Raw genomic sequence first — 25,757 nt, forward strand, 5'->3', positions numbered from 1 at the left:
TGGAGGAGCAAGAGATGAAGAATAGATTACATTATTTAGATGCAGTAAAGGGATTGGGCATGTTAGGAATTATATTCCAACACGTTCATCCTGGAAGTGCAGATCCATTTAATTTATGGCTGGGCACAATTAAAATTACGTGTTTTTTCATTGTGTCAGGAATTTTATTGGGAAGTAAAGAAAGTCACAAGCGTTCGCTGAAAGTAACTTTATTTATTAGAATCAAACAATTAATGATTCCGTACTTCTTTTTCAGTATATTAATAAGTATTGTTAATGGGATTGTAAATATAATAACTAAAAATGAGCCAATTAGAAATGCTGCCATTGAGATTTTTAACACTTTTAGTTTAAGAGGAAATGGGCCGCTTTGGTTTATCCCGGTTTTCTTTTTTGGAGAACTGTTATTCCTTGTTTTTAGGCGGTATAAATTTTCTATACAGATGATTGCCGCATTGTTAGGGTTAATCGTTTCATTTGGTCTAGGAATCTTAACAGATAAAATGGCAGTTTCTGGTGTCATTACGTTGATTCTTTCTAAAGTTGTTCTTGTTTTTGGTAAAAGTATTCTGGCTACAAGCTTCTTTCTGTTTGGTGGATTTATATCGGACCTTATACTTGGAAAGTCTAAACACATATTAGCTCTGGGTACTATGGCTTTTATTGGTTCAATTGGATGTGCAACACAAACATTGGGTTTAGATCTTAATTTTCTACGCTTTGGGGCTAACCCAATTGCCTTTGTGTTTGCATCATGTTTAGGTGCTGTGGGTATTACCTTGATATTCAAATGGATTGAACAAACATTTGGATATAGTTATCCGGTTTTTTCATTTGCAAGTATTAATTCATTATTAATCATGTGTACTCATTATTTTTTTGGAATAATAATTTTTGCAAATTACATTGCTAGCTTTTTTCCTACCTCATTTGGTTTATTGGCAACTGTAATTGTTTTAATTATTGAATTCTTTATTGTTCAATTATTTAGACTTAAACCAATGAGTCTAATTCTAAAACAGAAATAGTGATATTATATTTTTATTTGTAAAGGCGTTTTTTAACAGCACTCATTGGGTGCTGTTTTTGTTTACTCTGAAAGGGTGTGATGCAGATTTGAATACGAATCAATCAGTAAAGGAGGGACGAGGTGGGGTGGAATTATCGGTTTTAAGCGAGACACTTGCTAAGATGCGCTGGGACCATTCGTGGCTTGTCGGCGCCGTCAGCGGCCTTACACTGGCTATTCCGGAGTGGGTGCGGCATGAGGAGTGGGAAATGCATCATAATGAATTTATCATCGTGCTGCTCATTATTATTGTGGCCGACTGGATTGCAGGATCACGTTTAGCAGCGAAGTCGCATAACAAGACGAGCACACACTGGAACGATTCGCTGATTCGTGATGTGATCATATTGGGCATGTGCGTGGCCGCAAGCTTGTTAGATGATGCTATGCATACCGGTTCATTTCTATTTTTTGTAATCACACTGGCGTTTATGCATCATAACCTTTACTCGCTGCTAGCTAATCTTGCATTGCTAGGCTGGGATAAGTATTTTCCGGTTGGGCTACTTAAATGGCTAGACAATGAGATCACGGCCAAGACAATCAAGTATTTTGGAAAGGACCAAAAAAATGAAAAAACTAAATAAAGTAAAATTACTCTTAGGAGCGACTGCTACGGCGGCCGCTCTTTTATTTGGTGCTACGGTACCAGCGTCTGCCTATACCGTTAACAACACGTATGCGTTTGGCGCTTCGCAAGGATCGTCACAAGTCGCAAATAACAAGTATATTGTATTGCATGATGTAGGCGCAGAGTCCGGTGCCGCTGCTAACGCCAATTATTTTGATAACAACTGGAATACCGCCTACACATATGCGCATTATACAGTCGGCGACGGCGGCCAAGTATTCAAGATCGGTGAACCTGGCTATGTAGCTTGGGCAGCTGGTGACTACGCGAATGCTAATAGCCCCGTTCAGATCGAACTCGGTCACACCAACAGTTATACTCAATTTAAGCAAGATTATGCAGCATACGTTGCGCTGGCACATGATTCGGCGGTGCAGTTCAATATTCCGTTGCGGTACAATAACGTAGCCAGTGGCATTATCACGCATCGATTTGTCACTGATAATTGGTGGGGCGATCACACCGATCCACTTGGTTATTTGGCTAAATGGGGTGTATCGGAAGCTACCTTAGCGCATGACGTTGTGACAGGTGTTTCTAGTCTTGGCGGCTCTAGTAACGTGATTAATAACCCGTCTAAGCCAGCAACTTCGGCACCAGCAGCTAGTTCCAATTCTGGTAAAATGGCTAACGGGTTTACGGCGGAGTCCGGTACTTTTGTTAATGGGGACACACCTATCCAAGTTCGTTATCGTGCTGGGGTAGACGCACCACGTGCTGGTGTTCTACCAGCTGGGGCGGCAATCAAGTATGATAGTTACATCAACTTCGATGGTTATGTCTGGGTGCACTACACCGGTTACAATGGTAGAGATTTATATCTGCCAACACACCCGTCCGGCACAGCCAATAACGTTTGGGGCACCTTTAAGTAACACAAAACGCTCGTATCTCTTAATTGAGGTGCGGGCTTTTTTGTTCGGATTTTTTAAAAAAATAAATTAAATAATCAGTGGCTAAGAACTTTTTATTGCTTTATTAACAATGTTTGTTGAAAAAATACGATTAAAGTTGTAACATATAGGAAAACAATAAGAAACGGAATGATAATTATGGATTCAGATGAAACATTCACTATTCAACGTGTATCGGCTCAGCAACTTTTGGAAAAAGAATTTTCAATGCCACAGAGAGTAATTCTTGGTAATGTAATTCAAGTGGGGTATCAAAACTGGCATGATTTTCTGCGGAAGGATACCACGCCAGCTTTTTTAAAAACAAAACGAGCTGAGAAATTAAAACCGGAGATTAAAAATATGGCGGTGGAATATGCAGTAATGCAGGCTTGCAATAAGGGGCTAATTCCGTTAAAGTGGAGTCTTGAACAAACAAATAATATTGCATTAAAGTACTTAAATTTAAAATCGTCAGATGGTAAATGTGTTTTCACAATCAATCAAACTGCTAGCGCAGGAACAAGAAGTAGGCATGCAAAATTTAGAGATGAACTAGATGCTCCATTTCAGTCTTCGTTGAATTTGTATCCAGATGATGGAGATAAAAGAAAGTTTATTACTGAGCCGGATTTTACATATTACTGTGAAATTAATCATGGCTATCAATCCGAAAAACCGGTATTTGCCTTAGTAGGTAAGCCGGCCGCAAAGCGCGGATGGTTAGGGCAACTTTCTTTGCTGAATCAAATTCAATTACTACCTCAAGGAGAGGCGGAAGATACGCTAACAGCCGCTGGTGATGTACGGAAATTTAGTCTTGATGATTTTCAAAACTTTATGGAAGAACATAAGTAAGGATGATTAATCATGGCAGTTATATCCATGTCAAGGGGATTCAACCCTGAAAAGTTGGCTTATTTAAGAGAAATGAAAGGCTATACTCTTCAACAAGTATCGGATGGCACTTTTTTGAGTATTCAGTATATTTCCCAGTTTGAACATGGTGAAAGACGTCCCAATTTTGAACAGATTATTAAGTTGGCTGGTTTTTTTGGAGTGGAACATACCTTCTTTTTAAACAGTGTTGATATTCCCAAAAATACGGGTGCAACTTTTTATCGGAAACTACAAAAAGTGCCAAAGAAAAAGTACCTTCAAGCTGAGCGACAAACTAAGTGGTTTTCCATGTTTGATCAAGAATTAAGTGCTCAATTGAAAATAGGTTATGGGAGTTTACCTAAGTTTGCCAATGAGAGTACTTCTGTCACAATGCTGGATGAACAGTATATAGAAGACATGGCTACGAGTGTCCGAAAAAGTTTTAAATTAGGTGTGGGTCCAATAGGAAACATGACTTTACTAATTGAACGTATGGGAATACGAGTAAATTTTGCTGATTTAACATCAGAACATATTGACGCATTAACAGATCAGTTAGACAACCATTTTTATATTACTGTCAATAAGACGAACAGGCCTAGTGTCAGAATTAGATTCGATTTAGCCCACGAACTAGGGCATATATTATTACATTCGCATTATCCTCAATCTGATATAGCGGATAAATCTAATCATAAATTTATTGAGGCTGAGGCGAATCATTTTGCAGGTGCATTGTTGATGCCTGTCGAAGGACTAGCAATGGACATGGCTTCAACTAATATGGAGTACATTGTAAGCTTAAAGAAACATTGGAAGGTCTCTATTCAAGCGATGATTTACCGTGGTTGTCAAATTGGTTTAATAACGGATCAACAGGCATTATTTTTGCGGCAAACTATAGCTAGAAAGGGTTGGCGGATTTCTGAACCATATGATGATTCGATTGAAATTGAGCAACCTACTTTTTTAGAAAGTGCCTTGAAATATAAAACAACTAATCCAGATCAGTTGATTAAAAGTGTCTCCAGCTTTCTAGGTAGAAAACATTCACCTAATTTAAAGCTGGTAAACGATTAAATAAAGTAGCAGCTACTTTTTTAAGCTATTTAATTTAATGCTTTATTTAAGACGGCTACTACAAAATGACTTTTAGCAGCAAAAAACAACACCTCAGCCATAGAGTAGCCGAGGTGTTGTTTTTACATAATTAGGCTGACTTATCTGCAAGCAATGAGCTAAGATATTCTTGCATTTCGATTTGCACTTTTGGTGGGGCGGCAGTCAGCATGACTTTTAGCTTAGTTTCGAGATCCTCGTAAAATTCACCTGGCCCAGCTAACAAATAAAAATTAAACTGTTTATAGCCAAGCTCAGCAATAAACTTTTCCGGTGATCCTGTCCATAATCTATGATGGAATTCTTCAAATGAAATGATACCATTCTTATACTGCTCTAAAAGGTGCATACTGACTACCTCCTAAATTTAGAAATCGGTCTTGTTAGTCCGTTCGTATTCATCAATTACTGAGTCTAAAAATCTGTTAGCTGCGATAGTCTGTGTTAAAGACAAATTAGGGTTATTAAATCGCTGATCACTGTATTGATCACCATGAAATTCAACAAAAACTGATTCGTTTAGTCGTTTTATTCGCGGATATTCTGTACCGTTATAATAGATGTTTGGCTCGGCGTATAAATAAAATCTATATTTGTTATATAGTTCATTACTTAGCCCATTCATAGCATCATAGGTTGTTTCCCAAATTATTGATGATAGGCGAGAAAATGAGATAAAATGTTGTTCGTAATTAACAATAGATTTAGCTATGAATTCGGTATTAGTAATACGAACATGTGGGTGTTCTTTTTTTAAAATCAATTTACGAGTTTCATCAGTAATGATTCGTTCATATTCTTCTGGAGTTGTAGTTTCTTTTAGTCCACGATATAGAGATTCAATGGTTTCGCGTTCTTTCACTAAGATCACCTCAAAATCATTATACAAACATACGTTCTGTAAAGCCAGCATTAGTTTTATAAATTGAATAGTTATGCTGTGGAACATTTCTGGTGTACCATTGGTGTACCGGAGTTATAAAATCAGTTTTAAACAGATTTAAGTGAAAAATAAAAAGTCCACCTATAAACGCTAATATAACAACGTTTATAGGTGGACTTAGAACAACCAGATTTAACCAGATTCAGGTACTTGATGGATCCGAACGGACTTGAACCGTCGACCTCCTACATGCGAAGCAGGCGCTCTCCCAACTGAGCTACGGACCCAAATAACTTACCTGAATATTATAGCATATTTAGGTAAGTGTGGCGGAAAAAATTAAAAAAGCACCCTGCGGCTAGCCGTGGGGTGCTAAGTGATGTGCGTTAGAAGCTTAATTTCTGACCAACGTAGATCAAGCTGGCGTTGGCGATGCCGTTTTTAGCGGCAAGTTTTTGGACGGTGGTGCCGTGGGCTGCGGCGATCGAATATAGTGATTCGCCGCTTTTAACGGTGTAGCTGCTACTGTTGCTGAGCTTGGTCACGGTAGCGCTGGTGGCGGTGCTGCCGCTCAGGGTCAACACTTGGCCGACGTGGATCAAGTTGACGTTACTAATGTTGTTCTTGCTAGCCAAAGTAGCGGCGCTAGTGCCATGACTGCGGGCGATGCTGGATAGCGTGTCGCCACTTTTAACGGTGTATGAGTTGCTGTTGCTGCTCAGGTTGACCGTTGTCGTTTTGCTGCCACCACCAACAACTAATTTCTGGCCCACGTAAATGAGATTAGCGTTGCTGATGTTGTTATTGCTGGCCAAAGTAGCGGCGCTGGTGCCATAAGTTTTGGCGATGCTAGATAAGGAATCGCCACTTTTAACGGTGTAATAGCCGCTGCTGTTTTGGCTGGTTTGCGTCGTGCTAGCGGTGCTGGCGCTAACGATCAATTTCTGGCCGATGTAGATCAAGTTCGCGTTGCTTAAGTTATTTTTGCTGGCTAAAGCAGCTGCACTAGTGCCGTAAGTTCTAGCGATGCTGGATAAGGAATCGCCGCTTTTGACGGTATAGGTGCCACTGGTATTGGTGTTAGTCGGCGTTGACGTCGTGGCGCTGGCAACGACTAATTTCTGGCCGACGTAGATCACGTTGGCGTTGCTTAAGTTATTTTTGCTAGCCAAAGATGCCGCCGTTGTGCCGTAAGTTCTGGCAATGGCGGACAAGGTATCACCACTTTTAACCGTGTAATATTGGGAACTGTTAGATGTGCTGGCGCCTGAGTTTGAATTTGAGCTAGCGGCTTTGGCCACGTTCAGGACTTGGCCGACGTAGATCAAATTCGGATTGCTCAGGTGATTTTGGCTAGCTAAATTAGCTGTCGTTGTCGCGAACTTATTGGCAATGCTGGATAAAGTATCGCCGCCTTGAACTGTGTAGTTGGAGCCGTTAGTCGTGTTGCTGGTATTGGTGGCGCCAGTTGACGCAGAACCGCTACCGCCGGCGAAGGCGATCTGATCCCAGCTAGTCAAGCCGTACATATTGATGATGTTCAGTAATTGACTGCTGTAAGATGGCGCCGTTGCGTAACCATCTTGGCGAATCAAAGTTGTTGCCGCGGTGGCATTAGTCACGCCGATCAAGTTATGATAGCGGGAATTCTGGGTCAAGAACAAGCCGTGATCTTCAACGCTGGCTGAATTATTAGGATAGACGCGGAAGTAATCATAGATTGTTGTCCAATAGCCAAAATATTCATTAGTTGGCAAGGAGACGGAATTACCATTATATGAGCCTTTGATCCCAAATAAATTATGGTAATTGACCGACAAACTAGACTTACCCCAGCCACTTTCCAAAATAGCTTGCGCCGCAGTTAGGGATGGCAAAATGCCGTACTTTTTCCAACCGGCAATTGCGCCAGCTTGGATACTATTCAAAAACGCTTGGTTAGCGGCGGAAAGGTAATAGTTAGCGGCCACCCGGGTGATCGTTTGGGCCTGGCCAGTTGCTTGATACTCAGCGGCAGCGACAGCTTTAGCAGCAGCAACGGCAGCGTCATCAGCGTCACCTAAAGCATAAGTTGGTGCGGCTTGGCTGGTGCTCGCTTGACTGGCGGTGCTGGTGGCAGCGGTTGGCGCTTGGCTAGCAGCGGGCGTTGTTGGCGCCGCTGTTGATGTATTGTCAGTAGCAGCTGTTGTGCTGTCAGGCGTTGTTGGCGTTGCCGCGTCCGACGCGGTTGCACTAGCGGCGTCACTAGGCGCGGCGCTTTCGGCAGCCGTGCTGGTCGTAACTTGTTCAGCGGCAGCACTTGGTGCGGCGCTGGCAACAGCGCTTGTTGCTGTGCTATCAGTTGCCGTGCTGGCTACGGTCGACTCAGCGTCAGTCGTTGCCGTGCTTGCGGTACTAGTGGTTGCGCTGGCGGCATTGCTAGTCGCGGTGCTGCTGTCATTTTGCAAAGCCGTTGCCAAAGTCGTTTGACCGCTGAGGGCGGCGTTTTTAGCGGCGGTTGCTGCCGCTGCCTGTGCGGCTTGACTGGCGGCATCTGCTTTAGCGGCGGTGCTGGCTGCCGTTGATTTTGCTGCCGCGGTGCTGGCCGCTGTCGACTTAGCCGCTAAACTATCGGCCGTCGATTGCGCCGCTTCGCTAGCAGCAGTTGAAACGGCTGCGGCACTGGCTGCCGTTGAATCAGCCGCCGTGCTGTTGGCTGCCGCCGCGCTAGTTTTCAGCGTGGCTGTGTTGCTGGTCAGATCAGCCTCGTCATCAGTGGTGGCTTGGTCGCCAGCCGCTTTAGTGCTCGTTGCGGCGTTGGCAGCGTTTTGCGCGCCAAAAAGGCCTAAGCCTAACGTTAAGACTGAGATACCAGTGAAGACCCATGTTTTTCCAGCTTTATACATCTTATAATGTACTTTTTGTTCGTCCGTCTCTTTTTGCATCGTATACCCTCCCAGATATTCAAACAACCTGCATCTAACAGCTAAATGTTTCAAGAATATTAAAATTCATTAAATTATTATTAAATATTTACTACCACATAACTATAAATTAGCATCTCGCCAAAACGGTGTCAACATTGAGTAGATTACATTTTGGTGACATTTACCGCGGCCGAACAGGTGTGCCGCTATTTGACCTGTTATCGAACTGAAATATTGGCCTGAACGGGCGCCAATAATTAGCCCTGTTCTCGGTTGCGCATAATGTTATAATGGAAGCTATGTTTGAAATGAAAAGTAACCGCAAGTTGCGGCTATTTTTATGAAATGAAGTGCGGGTCAAAAACCCAGTGCTTGATGTGGGGCGTAACGGGTAAAATACGGTAGAACGTTACACTGATGACTATTTAATTAACGAAAGAGGAGTTTATATGTGCGGAATTATCGGCTTTGCTGGCGGTGACTTATCGGTCGCTGACAAGAACTTAACTTTGGACAAACAAGTTGAAGTGATCAAGCATCGGGGTCCGAATGACAAAGGGAAATATGTTGATGAAGACGTTGCGCTTGGTTTTCGGCGGTTATCGATCATTGATCTCACCAACGGTAAGCAACCAATCTATAACGCTGACAATACTAAACTGATCGTTTTCAACGGCGAAATTTATAACTATCAAAGCGTGCGCGAAGAACTAGAACAAAACCTAGGCTACGTGTTCAAAACACATACGGATACGGAAGTTTTGTTGCACGGCTACGAAGCTTGGGGCAAAGACGTGCTCAAGCGCGTTCGCGGTATGTTTACTTTTTTCATTTGGGATACTGCTAAAAAAGAACTATTCGGTGCCCGCGACTTTTTCGGCATCAAGCCGCTGTATTACACTTATTTGGATGATGGCACCTTCATGTTCGCCAGCGAGCTGAAAACGTTCATGAAGCATCCTGGCTTTAAGCAGCAGCTAAATAAGGACGCGCTGAAGCCTTATTTAATGAACCAATACAACGATTTAGACGAGACTTTCTTCAAAGGTGTCTTCAAGTTCCCCGCTGGCCATTATTTCATGTGGCGTGACGGCCATGTCGATATCGAACAGTATTGGGATGCTGATTACACCGAAAACAATCTGAGTTTTGACGAAACGGTTGAAGCCATCAACAAGTCCGTCGAAGAATCAGTTAAATTACACCATATCGCTGACGTGCCAGTGGGTAGCTTCCTATCCGAAGGCGTCGACAGCAGTTACGTCACCAGCGTTTTGAAACCAGAAAAAGTGTTCAGCGTTGGCTTTGACGAAACCTATAACGAAGCTGGCCGCGCCAAAGTTCTCGCCGATCAATTAGGGCTGGAATTTTACACGACCACCGTCCACGGTGATGATGCCTTCGCGAAGTTCCCGCTGATGCAATATCACATGGACGAACCAGATGGCAATCCTAGCCTGATCCCGCTGTGGTTCTTGTCGGAAATGGCCGCCAAAGAAGTGACCGTGGTGCTGTCCGGTGAAGGCGCCGATGAAATGTTCGCCGGCTACGTCAATTACGGGATGCACTCGCACAACGAAGTGATCAAAGTCTTCGCTGAAGGCTTGCGCAAATTGCCCCAGGGCACCCGTTATCGCCTAGCTAATCGAATCAAAAAAGGCCGCAACTTCCACGGTAAAGTCCATTTGTACACGCGTTTAGCGAAGCCTAGCGAATTTTACGTCGGCGAATCGGTGATCTATACCTTCGAGCACCCAACGATCTTCAGCGCCGACGAAGCGAACGGCTTAGTGACCGCCGCGTACAAAAACAAACTGAACGTCAGCGATAACTATCAGCGCGACTTCAAAAAAGTTAAGGACGCCGACGAAGTTAAGCAAATGCAATACATCGACTTACACCATTTTATGGCCAACGATATTTTGCAAAAAGCGGACAAGATCTCGATGGCCCACAGCTTGGAGCTGCGGGTACCGTTTTTGGATCGTTCAGTGGCTGAATTAGCTAACAGTATTCCTAGCAAATACTTGCTGAACACGAAAGACACTAAATACGCGTTCCGCCGAGCTTCCGAAAAGCATCTCGGCAAGGAATTCGCCAGTCGGCCCAAACTTGGTTTCCCGGTACCGATCCATCAATGGTTGCTGGAAGACAAGTACTATCAACAAGTGCGCGACTTATTCAGTCAAGATTTCGTCAGCGAATTCTTCGATCAAGCGCAGATCCTAAGCTTGCTGGATGCCACCCACGCTGATAAGCGCGACGGACGCCGCCAAGTCTGGGTCATCTACACTTTCTTGGTTTGGTATCAGGATTACTTCATTAACCTAGAACAATTTCAATAAACGACCGTTTTAAAGTGCGCAGGAAAAGGGCTGTAGTTACCGAAATGGGTTCTTGCTGAAGCTTGGCTGTCATGCTGACTCGTAAACAGATTTAGTTTGGTGCCATTCCGGCGCTGGCGTATGGAACGCGTGCGACTTGAACTTGGCGATTTTTGCCATAGTTCAATCGACAACGGGAAGTAAACACTGTTTAGCGGTTAAGTGCTAGTTCTGATACTTGTCGAACTTAGTTGTTAAGAACGAGCGACAGTGGCGCGTTGGTAAGCTAATTTTCTTTCCAATTAAATTCATTGGAAAAGAAAATGGATCTTGCCAATCGCGCATGGTACTAGGCGACCATAATTCGGTCACCAAGTACCATCGACACAGCTGATACGCCAGCGCCTCCATTTCACCTTGGCAGTGTTAGAACACTATTTAATTAGTTAGTTTAATCGTCTTAGCTAATTCAATTAGGATTAACCGGCAGTTGTTAGTGACTCGCAGTTGTAAAAAATAGAATATCTAAGCTCAAAACACCGGCAAAACAGCTTTCAACTGTTTTACCGGTGTTTTGTATTCTGAATTACCACTAGCTTTGCCACTAAAACAATCAATAATTGGACGCTCAACTATTGCCAGCTGGAATGGAGGCGCCACTGTCGCTCGTTCTTAACAACACTATCTACAAGTATCTCAATTAGTACTTATTCGCTAAGCAGAACCTGCTTCCCGTTGTCGATTGAACTAAGGCAAAGTTCGCCAAGTTCAAGTCGCACTCGTTCCGTCCACTGGCGCCGGAATGGAAGCTCACTAACTCTGCGCATATAGCAAGCGCCTCGAAACAAAGGCAACTGGAGCTCTTTTTTGATCGGTGGGCTATAATATTAATGAATAAGGAAGGTGGATTCTCATGACAACTAATGACCAATTATTAAATCGTTTGAAGCGGGCTGAGGGGCAATTGCGCGGTATTCAGAACATGCTGACCGAGGAGCGGGCGGCCAAAGATGTGCTGATCCAGCTAACGGCGGTGCGCTCGACCATCGACAAAACGATCGGCTTAATTTTAGCGGCCAATGTGGCGAATAATTTGCCGGCAGCGGAATTAACACTGGAAATACAAGCCGCGCTGGAATTAATTACCAAAACGCGTTAAATTTTTTTTAGAGAAATTAAATGATATTTAATGCGTATATTAAAGATATAGGGCTAAAAAAAGCGCGTTATTCAGCGTAGTGGCGTAAATAAATTTTTATAGATTTGAGCCTGCTTTCAGAAAGTTAATCGTCGCTTTCTGAAAGCACTATGTAATCATTAATTTTATGGTTATAATAGGAATTATTATGATGAGTGAGGGGGGATCGTATGTATCGTTTCTTTCGCCAAGCGCGGTATAGCCAGGAAGACCACAAGGTGAATGGCTACGAATTATTATTACGTGAACAAATTGCTGGTAATTGGCGCGTGCCGGCTGAATTTAATACGATCGAATCAGCGCTGTGGGTCGAGTTGGCAGTCGCCGCGATCCAAAATCTGGCGGTCGATGCTAAGGTCGCCATCAACCTGGACCATGATCAGTTCGTTGACGAACGCTTACTGCAGGCGATGGTGGAGATCCAGCGCCAGATCGGCAAGAAACAATTGTTGGTTGAAATAACTGAGCGGGCAAATGGCTTGCTGATCGCCGGTAACGATATCGTGTGCGCGGCCAACTTTTTAACCATGAATGGCGTTCGCGTTAGCTTAGATGATGTGGGTAGCGGGCAAAATCAATTTGAATTAGTCCGTATTTTGCTGCCGTACGCTACTGAAATGAAGTTTGCTTTGCAAAATTTTGCTGGCAAACGGCCATTAGCGCGCCATGAACTTTATTTTTGGCGGCAACTAGCCGATAAAGCGGATAAGCATTTTGTGCTTGAGGGGATCGAAACGCCAGCCGATGTAACGTTAGCTAATCGGTTGGCCATTGATCTGCGCCAAGGTTACTTTTATAGTCGGCCCCAGCCAGCCTGATCAGTGCGCCGCGCTAATTTTATGCCGGGATACACTTTGCTATTTTTGCGGCTGCAATTATGGTAAAATCAGGTGAAGTTTAGGGCAGTAGTCACACTCCGGGTATAAGAATAGGGTGATTTATAATGAAAGTGATCATTATTGGTTGTACGCATGCGGGCACCAGCGCGGCGCAACAAATTTTGAAGGCGCATCCAAAAACTGATGTGACTATATATGAACGCAATGACAATATTTCGTTTCTTTCGTGCGGTATTTCGCTGTATCTTGGTGGCACCGTTAAGTCGTTGGACGATATGATCTACGCCACACCACAGGATCTGGAACAGCTTGGGGCAGTAGTCCGTACGCGGCATGACGTTTATCATGTCGACGTGCAGCAAAAGCAAATTTTAGTGGAGGATCTGGTCACCGGTAGAAAATTTGCCGATCAATATGATAAGTTGGTGCTGGCAATGGGTTCAGTGCCAGTAGTACCGCCATTGCAAGGCGTTAGTTTGCCCAATGTATTGATCTGCAAAGACTACGCCGACGCCACGAAAATTGCCGCAACGGCTAAGGTCAAGCAGCACATCGCGATCATTGGTGGCGGCTATATTGGCGTGGAATTAGCTGAAAGTTACAGTAACACGGACCATCAAGTGACGTTGATCAATGGCTTGCATCCGTTGTTAAGCCATTACGTGGATACTGATTTTTCTAAAAAAGTGGGCGCTGAATTAGTCGCGCACGGCGTTGATCTGCGCCTAAATGAAGTGGCTTTGAAATTCGATAGTGACGCGCGACATGTTTACATCCAAACGGATCAAGCAGAGCATCAAGCGGATCTAGCCGTTGTTTGCGTTGGCTTTCGCGCGCAAACTGATCTGGTGGTCGGGCAGGTCGACTTGAATGCAGATGGGTCGATCCATGTAGATCAATATATGCGGACTTCCGATCATGATGTTTTTGCGGCGGGGGATGCGGTGGCGGTTCATTATAATCCCACCCAAGCCGATGCCTACGCGCCGCTAGCGACTAACGCCGTGCGTCAGGGGTTGCTAGTGGGGATGAATATTTTCCGGCTGACCTTGGCGGATATCGGGACTCAGGCGACTTCAGCGTTACATCTTTACAATAAAACATTGGCCTCAACGGGCTTAACTTTGGCGCGCGCTGAAAAAAATGGTTTCGACGCTGCGGTGGCCAGTTTGACCGATAATTACCGGCCCGAGTTCATGCCATCGACGACACCGATCGATATGCGGTTGGTGTATGATCGGCAAACGCATAAAATTCTGGGCGGCCAACTTTACAGCGAATATGATGTGGCGCAATCCGCTAATTTATTATCGGTCTGCATCCAAAATGAAAATACGATCGAGCAATTGGCGTTCGTTGATATGCTGTTTTCACCGCACTATGATCGGCCGCTGAATTACCTGAACCAACTGGGGCTAGTGGCGATGGACCAGGAAACTAGGTTGAAACCCTAATTGACAATTTTTGAGTAGACGCTTTATTATGGTAGATAACACGGCGACAGCGTTGGATTTTAGGCACTGTTTAGTGTAAAAGCGGCGCAAAGTCAGTTAACTGATTTTGGCGCTACGCGATGATAAGGGAGCTGTTTATTCATGGAATTTTTAACTGGAACAACTGGTGCCGGCGTTCACGAGCATCTTTTCAATATACCTTCACAAATCGTCGGTCATCGGACATTGGCTAAGGGTGACATCACCGGCAAGGGTAAGTTACATCCAGCACCCGCACATGGTGTTGTGATCCCAATTAAGGGTCGCATCAAGTTTTCTAATGCAGAAGGCAGCGAAGAAATCTATCCCGGCCGTGTTGTTATCATGGAACGCGGCGAATTACACAAGATGGAAGCCTTGGAAGACAGCGAATTAATGATGGTTTTAAGCCGCTTCGAATAAGCGTATGGTCTCGCTAAAATACTAATGCGTAAGCAGAGTTGGTTTGGTGCCATTCCGGCGCTGGCGTATGGAACGCGTGCGACTTGAACTTGGCGGTTTTCGCCTTAGTTCAATCGACAACGGGAAGCAAACGCTGCTTGGCGAATAAGTGCTAGTTTTTGATACTTGTTAAACTTAGTTGTTAAGAACGAGCGACAGTGGCGCGTTGGCAAGCTAATTTTCTTTCCAATTAAAGCCCAATCGGAAAAGAAAATGGATCTTGCCAATCGCGCATGGTACTAGGCGACCATAAATCGGTCACCAAGTACCATCGACACAGCTGATACGCCAGCGCCTTCATTTCACCTTGGCAGTTTTAGAACACTATTTAATTAGTTAGTTTAATTATCTTAGCCAGTTCAATTAGGATTAATCGACAATTGTTAGCGACTCGCAGTTGTAAAAAATAGAATATCTAAGCTCAAAACACCGGCAAAACAGCTTTTAACTGTTTTACCGGTGTTTTCGTATTCTGATTATCACTAAATTTGCGGCTTAAATAATCAATAAACGAACGTTCAACCATTGCCTGCTGGAATGGAGTCGCCAGTGGACCAGATGTGTCGATAGTTCTTGATGGCGGTCTGTGCCATTTAGAACTATGCGTGGCTGGCGAGATCCATTTTTCCGTCCGCTTTTGGGTTTATCTAGGAAAAATTAGCTCGCCAACGCGCCCACTCGTTCCGTCCACTGGCGACGGAATAGAAGCTAACTGACTCCGCTTACGGCCAAGCACCGTTTTATTTATGCCGCTGCTCTTTTTAACAGCTCTTTTTTAACGTTGATCCGCCAGCATTGGATCAAAACGCAGAATCATGGGCCACAGTGCTTTTAACAGAATGTAGCCGATGATCACGCCAATGATCACACTCGGCAGGAACGTGGGTACGAACAGCCACAGTGCGCCTTTTGTACCCATAAATAGTTGCGCGACGGGAAAGGCTAATAAAGCGCCAAAAATACCATCGCCGAGTAACTCAGCGCCGGTTGCGACGGCTAAGCGGTGGGTTTTGCGGAACGCCCAGCCAGTTAACAGCGCGCCGATCATGCTGCCGGGGAAGGCCAAAACCGTGCCGGTGCCCAGCATGTTGCGAATTAGTGACGTCAGCAATGCCTGCGCCAGCGCATAATAAGGGCCGACGACAACGCCGCTGATCAGGTTGATCAAATGCTGCGTTGGCGCAACGCGAGCAGGGCCTAACGGAAATTGAAAAACAGTCCCGCCGACCACTGCCAGTGCAGTGAGTAGGGCGGTCAATACCAAGCGCCGTAAATTCTTATGCATAAAAAAATCCTCCAGTATAAATACACTAGGGGATCCAGCAGCGTGTCCTAAAAAGGCGCAGAAATTTGCCTTTTTAGGCTGATTGGTCGCAAAATCTAACTGATTTTTCGACACATACTTCAACACATTTCCTACGCTAGTACGAACTAGATCAGGTTATAAGGGTTCGGTCGCAACCGTCTCAGCAAATGCAGGGCACCCCTAGTGTAAATCGTATTAAGTTATGTTTGCACTATGCGCCAGTTAGTTGTCTTTGGCAAGCTTTTTTTCTACTGGCAAAAAAATGCAAGGTTAGGGTATTGCCTAAAAAAGTGGCGCTGGCTTGACGGTGACGCAAGCGTTATCTATATTGGAAACTATACTAAATAAAGGTTGTGATCGAGCATGACAAAAATAGAATTATTTGAAGCGGCTAATTATTCGGCCGATAATCCAGTTTTACAAATGATCGCGGCAGCATTTGCGGCGTTGGAGCCAGTTTCCTTCATTGAAACGCAACGCTATAATTTGGAACAGCAGCCGGAAATTTTTAAGCAGCGGGCTGAGATCGCGACGGCACTGGCAAATGGCGGCGCCACGAATTTCCCGATCACCGTTTTGGATGGCGCAGTTGTTAAAACTGGCGCTTACCCTAGCATCGATGACTTATCGACGTACACTAATTTAGACTTCGTGCCTGCTAATGCCGACGGCGGATGCTGTGGTGGCGCGGATGGCTGCAGTTGTCATTGATTAATTCTTTTAATTAAAGCGCTTTCGTAGTAGACTTAGGGTTCAATCTAACTCGGAGGTTTACATTATGAAAATTGTGGTACTTGCCGGCGGGCGAAGTCCAGAGCGCAATGTTTCGCTGTCATCTAGCGTTATGATCACCAACGCGCTGCGGGAAAAGGGGCACGCTGCGGTGTTGATCGATCTCTTTTTAGGCGATGAGCTACAGGATGTGCAAACGATCGACCAAGTCTTTCAACGAGCATGGGTGCCGCGTGATTACGCGATCAGCACGGAGATCTTAACCGTTGCCGCGATCGATCAGTTGCGCACGGATGGCAGCAAGGCGCTATTTGGGCCTAACGTTTTAGCGATTTGTCAGGCGGCCGACATGGTTTTTCTCGGCTTGCATGGTGAAGATGGTGAAAATGGTAAGGTGCAGGCAACGTTTGATTTGTTTGGCATTCGTTATACCGGCAGTAGCGCGCTGGCATCTGGCGTGGCCATGGATAAGCGGCTGTCGAAGCAACTCTTGCTGCAGCAACAAATTAAAACGCCTGGTTATGTGATCGCTAAAAAAGGTCAGCCACAACCGGCGCTGGCGTTTGGCTTTCCAGTGGTGGTCAAGCCTGCCAATGGCGGTTCTAGTATCGGCATGCAGATCGTTGCTGACCAAGCTGAATTGGCGGCGGCACTGCCGATCGCTTTTCAATTTGACGCCAATGTTGTGCTCGAGGAGTACGTTGCCGGTCGCGAATTTTCGGTGGGTATATTGAATGGCGTCGCGTTACCGGCGATCGAGATCAGCGTTGACGATGGTTGGTATGATTACACGCATAAATATCAGGATCACGGCGCCAACTATCAAACGCCGCCAGCAATTCCCGCTGCTGTCCACCAGCAAATGCAGGAAATGGCGCTGGTGACGATGGCGGTGCTGGGCTTGACTAATTACGGTCGCGTCGATTTTCTCTGGCGTGCGCCGGAAATTTACGTCATCGAAGCTAATTCATTACCAGGGATGACGCCACATTCCTTGTTGCCTCAAGAAGCGGCGGCTAGCGGCATCAATTACGCTGAACTGTGCGAACAGATCGTTGCCGGCAAGCTGGCGTTATTAGACAAATAGAATGGCGCCACAATTCGGCCGACCATGGCGGGATCGTGGCGCTATTTTTTTATACTTAAGCAGGTCAAGCGCGTTATCAAGCGCGCTTGAATTCATTCTCTTTTGTAAATTCGTGAGCAGATTGGTATGATAAAAGCCGAATAAGAGGGGGTCCGCACATGGCGCAATCACAGAAGAAACGAAAAAAGAATAATTTCTGGCTCTATTTTGGGCTGATCATCGGGGTCATACTGGCGCTATCGCCATTTATGTTTGGCGTGTACACGCAGCGGCATCAGGATGCGGCCAAGGCGACCTATGAGCGCGCCACTAAGAATCAAGATAACGCCGCGCTTTTACGCCGCGCTAAAGCCTATAACCAAAAGATTTTTGAGCAGCAACAGACGCTAGGCGCGGCGGATGGCACGCCGATGATCAAGGCGATTTTTCCGAAAGCCAAGCAACCGATCGGCTACATCAATATTCCGGCGATCCACCTTGATCCAATGGTGATCTACTACGGCAGCAGCGATTGGGTGCTGACCCGCGGCATCGGTAATTTACCGTGGACTAGCTTGCCGATCGGCGGTAAAAATACCTTGAGCACGCTGACTGGGCATAGCGGCTTGGCCAACCAAATTTATTTCGATAATATTAAACATCTAAAAAACGGCGATAAAGTGTTCGTCCATTCGCTGGGCAAAAATCTCGCCTATAAAGTTTACAAACGCAAAATAATTGATCCCAATAACAAGGCAGCTTTAAAAGCGTTACACGTGAAACAAAACAAGGATGAAATTGCGCTGGTCACCTGTACGCCAGTGTTCGTCAATAGCCATCGCTTGATCGTTTACGCCAAACGCACGCCGTACAAGGCGGCCACCAAGCAGCACGTGGCCACCCGCGATTTCTGGTCGCTGGATCATATTTTCATGATGGCGATCTTGCTGTTTATTTTGCTACTGATCTTGTATCTAATTTATTCAAAATACCGCAATCGAAAGCGCCACGCCGATGAATGAGCCGAATAAAAGTGAGCAACTACACCAATTTGAAATTAAACAGTTGGAACAAAAACAGGACGCGCGCAAAGTCTATCGGCGCAACGAAGCCAAGGTCAACAAAATGTTACCGGCGGCGCGCCGCTATAATCGCCAAATCGTCACCTATCAGCAGCACAAAACGGCTAAACCTAGCGTGGCGCCAGTGCAGCAGAATTTAAAATCGCCAATGGGCTACGTGAATATTCCGGCGATCAACCTGGACGGCTCTTTGTCAAATCCTGTTGATAGCTAATTTTAGACAGAATTGGAAGTTAAGCAACTTCCAATTCTGTTTTTTTATTTGGTTTCGTGCGCATCTGTTGTAACTTGATTCGAGAAACTAAATGATGATAGTTACGGAAGCCAAAAGCCGTTCTTTGAATCTGTTTGATCATGCGGTTGATCCCTTCGATCGGGCCATTAGAATACTTAGACTCACTGGCATTAAGGATGATCCCAAGGTTCTTTTTGAAGGTCTTTAAAGTCGCTTTCATTTGTGGCGTGAGCTGATCATTGTGCTCAAGGTAATGCACCAAACCAGCCTTATCATGATTTTTGAGGCAAAGCATAACGCCTTGCATGGCGTTATATGTGTTTGCCAGCTTTTCATCAACGTTTAATCCTAGCTGAACGCGCTCTTGCTGGGTCAACTGTTTTCTGAGATGCCGATCATAGTATAGTTGCTTGACGTCAAGGTCGTCAAAATGCTTTAAATATAGTTTCCAAGCGAATTTAAGCGTGCGATATTCTTTGGTTTGTTTGTTGTAAGTCTTCATCAGCTGCACGCGACTTTGATTAAAAGCGCGTGTCATCATGGCACTGATATGAAACCGATCAACGACGATCTTTGCGTTGGGAAAGACGATTCTAACGATATCTTGGTAATAACTATTGAGATCTAACGTGACTGTTTTGACCCGCATTCTAGTGTTGATATGAAACTGATCAAAGTAATCAATGATCGTTTGTTTAAAGCGGTCCGGCAGGATCTGCTGGATCGTATGATCACCGGCACCATTAATGCAAATAAAATGGAATTTACCGCCGACACCGCGAAACTCATCCATGGCTAGATGCTCAGGTAAGTAGCTATAATTACGCCGAAATAAGTCATCGTAATGATCCAAGTAACGACACACAGTACTTGGTGAAACGCTGTTGTCGCGGGCAACACTACATTGGGTGCGATCATCTTGAAGCTGCATAAACATTTTCTGCCGGGTCGCTTTAGAGATATGACAATATTTGTCAACTAGCTCCGTCGTAGCCATCACTGAAGTACCGCAGTCTTTACAGACTAAGCGTTCTTTATGTAATTCTAGATAGACTGGTTCACTAGCGTTAGCGGCTGGATATAAAACGCGTGATTTATAGTGACCGTTATGACTTAGATGATCAAAGCCACACTGGGGACAACGGTTGCAGGTCACTTTTACCTTGGCCCGATATACTTTAGCCTGGCGGGATTTGATCAATTGATACTCATAATCGAAAAAAACAACGTTTTTGTCTTTAATACTGAGTGAAAATTTTATATAATTGTCTATAGAGTTCATGGGTCTTCATATCCTTTCAAATGACGCTGTAGTGGGTGAAATTTGTGTATGGGGCCTGTGGGCTTTTTCATTTCACACAAAAATCCTGTTAATAGATTACCACGTTGGTCAATCTATCAACAGGAAAAAGTATAGAGCCAATAAAGGCAACGACTGAAGTGGGTTACACCGCTTTGGTCGTTGTTTTTTTGTATGGTCAACTTGGCTTCAAGGTCGACAATGACTTGTGACGCAAACGTGGCGAAATGAAGTTAAGCGCTGACTAGGATCAAGCGCGTTATCCAGCGTGCTTAACTGACCGCCGAGCAAACTCCCTTGACGCAAGCTTTATTTTCTGAAATAATAATAGTTATGAATATGATAATTATTTTATTATATATTGTTGACTGACCCCCAATACCCAAGGAGGAATCTGCCTATGCATTCACAGCATCGCCAGACCGTTATTGAGCGCTTGAAAACCTCGCGCCATGGCGGCTTGACCACCACAGAAGCACACGACAGACTGAAAGAGTATGGCCAGAATGAAATTCAACATGAATTGCGCGTGCCAGCGTGGCGCGTCTTTCTACGTTCGTTGCTGGAACCGATCATTATTATTCTCTGGATCGCGATCGGCTTAACGCTGGTCAGCGCCAGTTATGATTTTATCGTTAAGAACGATCACGCCCATGGAATGGCGGCGATCTACGAAGGCATCGTGATCCTGATCGTGATTTTAGTCAATTCCAGCTTAACTTATTGGCAAAAATTAAAAGCACAGAAGTCGTTGGATGCCTTAAGTGCCATTTCGCGGCATCAAGTCAATGTTTTGCGCGATGAAACTTGGCAAAAAATCGATGCCGTCGACCTGGTGCCCGGCGATGTCGTTGATGTTAAGATTGGCGACTTCATTGAGGCTGATCTTCGTTGGCTAACGGTCAACGAGCTACAGATCAACGAATCGCATTTAACCGGTGAATCGGATGCCGTTCAGAAGACCCGCGATAGCTTGGCGGCTGATACTGAGCTCGGCTCGCGAACTAACATGGGTTTTTCCGGCTCGACGGTCGTTAATGGCGGCGGTATCGGCGTGGTCACAGCTACAGGGATGAACACCGAGTTAGGCAAGATCGCCGACTTATTGCAGCAAACCAAGCAACAGAAAACGCCGATCGAGCAAACGGTCAGCGCGCTGACTAAGCGGCTGATGTTTGCGTCGGGCTTAGTTGTCATTGTGGCGATCAGCTATGATTTAGTTAAGGAGTATCTGAATACTGGCACGATCACCGTCGTTGGCCTGATGAACAACGTTTCCGGCGCGATCGCCTTGGCGGTGGCTTCGATCCCCGATGCGCTGCCTGTGGTGCTGTCGATTGTGCTGACCATCGGCGCCCGCGTTTTAGCCCGCAACAAAGGCTTGATCAAATCGCTGAGTAGCGTGGAAACGCTGGGGGCGACCACCTTTATCGCCTCGGACAAAACAGGGACGCTGACTAAAAATGAAATGACTGTGACCCGCTTTTTCGCTAACGGTATTAATTTTGCGGTCGACGGTAACGGCTACGACCCAGTCGGTGAGATCCACGCGGTCGAAACGGGTAAAGACGTGCAGGCCGCTGATTTTCTACCATTTATTCACAGCGGTATTTTAAACAATGAAGCGCAGATCCAGCGTGATGAGATCGGCAACTACGCGCCATTAGGTAATCCGACTGACGTGGCGTTGGTGGTGCTGGGCCACAAAGCGCAAGTTTCTCGCGATGATCTGCTCGGCCAGACCGGCGACCAAGATCGCGATATTTTGCGGATCCTACCATTTGAAAGCACCCGTAAAATGATGAGTACCATCGTTAAAGTCGGCGATCGTTACGAACTGCTGACCAAAGGCGCCCCGGACGTGGTGATGCGCCACGCCGCTAATGCTAAATTGGTTGATCAATTGGTCGATATCGCCGCTGCCAATGAGGTGCTGGAGCAGCAAATTTTAAGTTACGCTAACGATGCGTTGCGCACGATCGCCGTTGCCCAACGCGAATTGACCCAGGATGAAGCGTTAAACGCCACTCAAGAAGAGCTGGAACAAGGCTTAACCATTTTGGGTATCGCCGGTATCATTGATCCACCGCGACCCGAAGTCCAAAAATCAATTGCCACGCTGCGCAAAGCGTCGGTCGAAGTGGTGATGATCACCGGTGATCACGCTGCAACGGCGCGGGCGATCGCGTATCGTTTAGGCATTGTTAAGGATAAACAGGCGCAGGTGGTTGAAGGCCGCGAAATTGAAAGCATGACCGCCGATGAACTATTTGCGTTAGTCCCAGATGTGCGGGTTTACGCCCGCGTTTCCCCGGAGCACAAGCAGCGGATCATCAAAGCCTTGCAGCAGCATGAGCAGGTGGTGGCGATGACCGGTGACGGCGTCAATGATGCGCCAGCTTTGCGTGCGGCCGATATCGGCATCGCCATGGGCATCAACGGCACCGAAGTCACCAAGGATTCGGCTGATCTGATTCTGTTGGACGACAAGTTTACTACCATTGAAAAGTCGGTTGCCGCCGGGCGGACGATTTTTGCCAACATTAAAAACTTCATGCGCCAAGAACTGACGACTAACGTGGCCGAAGTGCTATCGATTTTGCTAGGGACTTTTCTGATCACCCGACCGATCGGTCACATTTCTGAGCTAACGCCGACGCTGACCACGATCATGGTGTTGTGGGTCAACATGATCAGTGATTCGCTGCCGTCATTTGCGCTAGGTTACGACGAGCCGGAACAGGATATTATGGCGGTCAAACCGCGTGACGTTAAACGATCAGTGCTGGCGGATCATCTGCTGTCGCGCGTACTGATCCGCGGGTTCGTCATGGGGCTAGCGGTTTTCGTCGCCTTTTACTGGGCCGCTAAATCAGGGATGCAACAAAATGAAGCGCAAACGGTGGCCTTTTTAACCTTAGTCTTCGGCCAACTGTGGCACGTATTTGACGCGCGAAGCGAACACACCCTGTTCCGCCGCAATCCGTTTAGCAACCCTTACTTGCTAGCGGCGGTGCTATTCGCCGCGATCTCATCGCTGACGATCACACTGCTACCATTTTTCAACACACTAATGGGCACCAGCCCGCTTAGCTGGCAAGTTTACTTGGCGGTGATCTTCCTACCCGCCATCCCCACCTTCATCCTGTCCGGGATCAAAGAACTATTCAAAATTAAAATATGGTAAAAGAAAGAGTGCGACATAAGACGGTTAGCTTCTGAGCACTAGCCTAGATTGGCGAATAATGCACGCAGTGGATTATTCGACGATCGTAGCTAGGCGGAAGAAGCTGTCTTTTGCCGCACGTTTCAACAACAGCAACTACAGTAGTGAGCTAAACTACTGTAGTCGCTGTTTTTTTAATGACACCAAACGTTGCACGCAACAAAACAGACGTGACACCAATTGTGTCATTAGCGCCAGACTAGCTACGCTGAGGATCAGGCAAGTGTCGTTAGCAACAAGTCATGAGTACAAAGGTGGTACTAGCAACAGTTGCCAGTTGAAAAAATGTCGTTTTTGTCTTTTTCTCAATGAAGAACGGACCTTATTCGTTTTTCTTCCATTGAAAAACAAACGGATTCCGTCTTTTTTTCAATGAGTTTTGAAGCGATTATGGTAGAAAAAGCCACAGTAAGCAACTACTACAATAAGCAACTAGTACAGTAAGCAGTTAAAACAATAAGCAACTAATGCAATAAAAAGACGTTCAACAGTCATTTATCGTTGGATGTCTTTATAGATTTAACAAGTATCTTTGTTTTTTGATAATAACCGCCTGTTGCTCACTGCAACCAATTATTTTTAAAGTTAGTATTGAAAAAAATAAACAAAAATTCTGATTATTGTTAAATAACGATTCAGAGCTGCTTATGATCGATTATTAAGTCGCGAAAATTTAGTTAAATAAAATGATTTTAAGCTTTTTTACGCGCAATTACCTCGATTGAGCGCTTTTTTATTGTGTAAAATTATAATTTGGGTTAGCTCTAGGTTTTAGATTATTGGCTTTTTAATTATGAAAGCTTGATATAAAGGCATTCTGAAAAATAAGCTAAAAAAAGACAAAAAAAAAAGTATGAAAAATTTATGAAGTTTTTAGTCACAATTTCGTTAAAAAACAGCGTTTTATTCAAAAAGGATAAACAATCTTTGTTTTTTATGGTTAATTTAAGATTTGCCGTAACAAGCTAGATTTGTCTAGAACAGCAAAATGGCCATTTTATTAATTGGTATGGTTAAATGATGCTGAAATTATGAAAACCTTATTGTAGCAATGATTATCAGAACTTGTTAGTTTTTTTTCTGCTTAAAAAAGTCAAAAAGCCACGACTGCGTTTTCAATATATGACATCGAGCTACAATTAAACGTTATATATATAATAACTCATAGCTAATACTTTGGTGGTGTTATCACCTTAGGAACAGAGTTGTTTCCTTTTTTGAGCTTTGATGATATACTTTGGTTGTTGAAATGGAAGGGCTTATTTATCAAATAGGAGGCGGACGCTGATGAAAAAATTGTCAGTTAGACCTCGCAATATGATAAGGCTGATCTTACTTGGTTTGATACTAATAGGTATAGCCGCAAGTTATCATTATTATTCATACTCGATCTGGGGGGATAATAGCGTGGTCGAAGCAAGCACAAGCGCAATGAAGTCTGATGCACATGTCATTGTGACCACCGATAATACCAAAGCTACCAGCACTGCTAGTGAAGCACCAATTGACACCGCAGCTACGGCAGTCCAGCCGACAGTTACGGTAGCAACGGCAACTTTACCGCAAACCAGCGATAATGCTTGGCAAGCGATGATGTTAACGGCTAGCGGCATGATTGGTATAGTGGCAGCACTGGCAGTATTAAATTCAAGAAGAGTTAAGGCAGGATCTTAATATTCTACTGATGCTCATTTCAAATTGGCGAGGCAAGGATCATAAAAACAAATAATAAAGGAATACCGAAAGGGGAAAAACATCATGAAAATTTCTACTAAATTAATGACATTAATGGGGGCAACTGTTTTAGGTTTTAGCACATTGGTACCAGTAATTGGCGCTAGCGCAGCAACAACCCCATTACCAGCAGATACCAGTGGTGGTGTGAACGATATAACAGGTAAAGCTACTGGGGTTTCCGATGCCCACGTTACAGTCGAAGCTGGTTACCTGACTTTAATGCAAGTACCTGACTTTAACTTCGGTCGCGCGTTTTATAATCAAGTTAGCCAATTAGATCCAGCTAATTGAAAAAATAAAAAACACCAAGACAAATCTCTGTTATCATTGATGTTCCAACACAAACAATGAAAGAGGTTATTGTCTTGATGCAAGAACAGAATACCACAGTCCGA

At 44.9% G+C, this 25,757-nt stretch carries 22 protein-coding genes, 1 tRNA gene and 1 riboswitch; of the genes, 17 read left to right on the forward strand and 6 right to left on the reverse strand.

Annotated elements, in window-relative coordinates; translation table 11 throughout:
• Positions 1 to 14: 14 nt before the first annotated feature.
• The 5 genes from EKM76_RS04530 to EKM76_RS04550 all read left to right on the forward strand — a co-directional run bounded on the left by EKM76_RS04530 (position 15) and on the right by EKM76_RS04550 (position 4,555).
• Positions 15 to 1,028, forward strand: a complete 1,014-nt coding sequence (locus tag EKM76_RS04530) for an acyltransferase family protein (protein ID WP_164507593.1) — start codon at positions 15 to 17, stop codon at positions 1,026 to 1,028.
• Positions 1,029 to 1,155: 127 nt separating this feature from the next.
• Entirely contained in the window at positions 1,156 to 1,656 is a 501-nt protein-coding gene (locus EKM76_RS04535) for a phage holin family protein (RefSeq protein ID WP_125549513.1), read from the forward strand.
• Positions 1,640 to 2,575, forward strand: a complete 936-nt coding sequence (locus EKM76_RS04540) for an N-acetylmuramoyl-L-alanine amidase (protein WP_164507594.1) — start codon at positions 1,640 to 1,642, stop codon at positions 2,573 to 2,575. The genes EKM76_RS04535 and EKM76_RS04540 overlap by 17 nt, the downstream gene beginning before the upstream one ends.
• A 177-nt stretch (positions 2,576 to 2,752) precedes the next feature.
• Positions 2,753 to 3,451, forward strand: a complete 699-nt coding sequence (locus EKM76_RS04545) for a hypothetical protein (RefSeq protein WP_125549515.1) — start codon at positions 2,753 to 2,755, stop codon at positions 3,449 to 3,451.
• Between the two features lie 12 nt (positions 3,452 to 3,463).
• A complete protein-coding gene (locus EKM76_RS04550; RefSeq protein ID WP_125549516.1) occupies positions 3,464 to 4,555 on the forward strand; it encodes a helix-turn-helix domain-containing protein in 1,092 nt (363 codons plus the stop codon).
• A gap of 130 nt (positions 4,556 to 4,685) precedes the next feature.
• Here the strand turns inward: EKM76_RS04550 and EKM76_RS04555 are convergent, their stop codons facing one another.
• The 4 genes from EKM76_RS04555 to EKM76_RS13830 form a co-directional block, all read right to left on the reverse strand.
• Complete coding sequence (locus tag EKM76_RS04555; protein ID WP_125549517.1) at positions 4,686 to 4,943, reverse strand: hypothetical protein; 258 nt, start codon at positions 4,941 to 4,943, stop codon at positions 4,686 to 4,688.
• Positions 4,944 to 4,961: 18 nt separating this feature from the next.
• Positions 4,962 to 5,456 (reverse strand): hypothetical protein, encoded by a 495-nt coding sequence (locus EKM76_RS04560; protein WP_125549518.1) that lies wholly within the window; start codon positions 5,454 to 5,456, stop codon positions 4,962 to 4,964.
• Between the two features lie 235 nt (positions 5,457 to 5,691).
• Positions 5,692 to 5,764: transfer RNA gene (locus EKM76_RS04565), tRNA-Ala, on the reverse strand.
• 99 nt (positions 5,765 to 5,863) lie between these two features.
• Entirely contained in the window at positions 5,864 to 8,401 is a 2,538-nt protein-coding gene (locus EKM76_RS13830; RefSeq protein WP_125549519.1) for a LysM peptidoglycan-binding domain-containing protein, read from the reverse strand.
• A gap of 431 nt (positions 8,402 to 8,832) precedes the next feature.
• Here EKM76_RS13830 and asnB point away from each other — a divergent pair, with 431 nt between their 5' ends.
• From asnB to EKM76_RS04595, 5 genes are all read left to right on the forward strand, one after another.
• Positions 8,833 to 10,728, forward strand: a complete 1,896-nt coding sequence (asnB, locus tag EKM76_RS04575) for an asparagine synthase (glutamine-hydrolyzing) (protein WP_125549520.1) — start codon at positions 8,833 to 8,835, stop codon at positions 10,726 to 10,728.
• 892 nt (positions 10,729 to 11,620) lie between these two features.
• Entirely contained in the window at positions 11,621 to 11,866 is a 246-nt protein-coding gene (locus EKM76_RS04580) for a metal-sensing transcriptional repressor (protein ID WP_125549521.1), read from the forward strand.
• Between the two features lie 209 nt (positions 11,867 to 12,075).
• On the forward strand, positions 12,076 to 12,723 hold the full coding sequence (locus tag EKM76_RS04585) for an EAL domain-containing protein (protein WP_125549522.1): 648 nt from the start codon (positions 12,076 to 12,078) through the stop codon (positions 12,721 to 12,723).
• Between the two features lie 125 nt (positions 12,724 to 12,848).
• On the forward strand, positions 12,849 to 14,198 hold the full coding sequence (locus EKM76_RS04590) for an FAD-dependent oxidoreductase (protein ID WP_125549523.1): 1,350 nt from the start codon (positions 12,849 to 12,851) through the stop codon (positions 14,196 to 14,198).
• Positions 14,199 to 14,339: 141 nt separating this feature from the next.
• Positions 14,340 to 14,639 carry a hypothetical protein gene (locus tag EKM76_RS04595; RefSeq protein ID WP_125549524.1) on the forward strand — a complete coding sequence of 100 codons (300 nt, stop codon included), beginning with the start codon at positions 14,340 to 14,342 and terminating at the stop codon, positions 14,637 to 14,639.
• 814 nt (positions 14,640 to 15,453) lie between these two features.
• On the opposite strand, the gene thiW is transcribed toward EKM76_RS04595, so the two are convergent.
• Entirely contained in the window at positions 15,454 to 15,963 is a 510-nt protein-coding gene (thiW, locus tag EKM76_RS04600; protein WP_125549525.1) for an energy coupling factor transporter S component ThiW, read from the reverse strand.
• A 110-nt stretch (positions 15,964 to 16,073) separates the two neighbouring features.
• Positions 16,074 to 16,176: riboswitch (TPP riboswitch) on the reverse strand.
• Positions 16,177 to 16,347: 171 nt separating this feature from the next.
• Here thiW and EKM76_RS04605 point away from each other — a divergent pair.
• From EKM76_RS04605 to EKM76_RS04620, 4 genes are all read left to right on the forward strand, one after another.
• Positions 16,348 to 16,695, forward strand: a complete 348-nt coding sequence (locus EKM76_RS04605; RefSeq protein ID WP_125549526.1) for an arsenic metallochaperone ArsD family protein — start codon at positions 16,348 to 16,350, stop codon at positions 16,693 to 16,695.
• A 67-nt stretch (positions 16,696 to 16,762) separates the two neighbouring features.
• Positions 16,763 to 17,803, forward strand: coding sequence for a D-alanine--D-alanine ligase family protein (locus EKM76_RS04610; RefSeq protein WP_125549527.1), 1,041 nt, complete (start codon positions 16,763 to 16,765; stop codon positions 17,801 to 17,803).
• Positions 17,804 to 17,961: 158 nt separating this feature from the next.
• Positions 17,962 to 18,804 carry a class C sortase gene (locus EKM76_RS04615; protein ID WP_125549528.1) on the forward strand — a complete coding sequence of 281 codons (843 nt, stop codon included), beginning with the start codon at positions 17,962 to 17,964 and terminating at the stop codon, positions 18,802 to 18,804.
• Positions 18,797 to 19,078: a hypothetical protein gene (locus EKM76_RS04620; protein WP_125549529.1), complete on the forward strand. Its 282-nt coding sequence runs from the start codon at positions 18,797 to 18,799 to the stop codon at positions 19,076 to 19,078. Before EKM76_RS04615 ends, EKM76_RS04620 begins: the two co-directional genes overlap by 8 nt.
• 19 nt (positions 19,079 to 19,097) lie before the next feature.
• Here EKM76_RS04620 and EKM76_RS04625 read toward each other — a convergent pair whose 3' ends face one another.
• Positions 19,098 to 20,381, reverse strand: a complete 1,284-nt coding sequence (locus EKM76_RS04625) for an ISL3 family transposase (RefSeq protein WP_125549530.1) — start codon at positions 20,379 to 20,381, stop codon at positions 19,098 to 19,100.
• 412 nt (positions 20,382 to 20,793) lie between these two features.
• On the opposite strand from EKM76_RS04625, the gene EKM76_RS04630 reads away from it, so the two are divergent.
• The 3 genes from EKM76_RS04630 to EKM76_RS04640 all read left to right on the forward strand — a co-directional run bounded on the left by EKM76_RS04630 (position 20,794) and on the right by EKM76_RS04640 (position 25,653).
• Positions 20,794 to 23,586 (forward strand): cation-translocating P-type ATPase, encoded by a 2,793-nt coding sequence (locus EKM76_RS04630; protein WP_191986904.1) that lies wholly within the window; start codon positions 20,794 to 20,796, stop codon positions 23,584 to 23,586.
• A 1,446-nt stretch (positions 23,587 to 25,032) separates the two neighbouring features.
• A complete protein-coding gene (locus tag EKM76_RS04635; protein ID WP_125549532.1) occupies positions 25,033 to 25,299 on the forward strand; it encodes a hypothetical protein in 267 nt (88 codons plus the stop codon).
• 84 nt (positions 25,300 to 25,383) lie between these two features.
• Complete coding sequence (locus EKM76_RS04640) at positions 25,384 to 25,653, forward strand: hypothetical protein (RefSeq protein ID WP_125549533.1); 270 nt, start codon at positions 25,384 to 25,386, stop codon at positions 25,651 to 25,653.
• Positions 25,654 to 25,757 lie beyond the last annotated feature (104 nt).

This window comes from Loigolactobacillus zhaoyuanensis (assembly GCF_003946385.1).
Taxonomy (GTDB): Bacteria; Bacillota; Bacilli; order Lactobacillales; family Lactobacillaceae; genus Loigolactobacillus; species Loigolactobacillus zhaoyuanensis.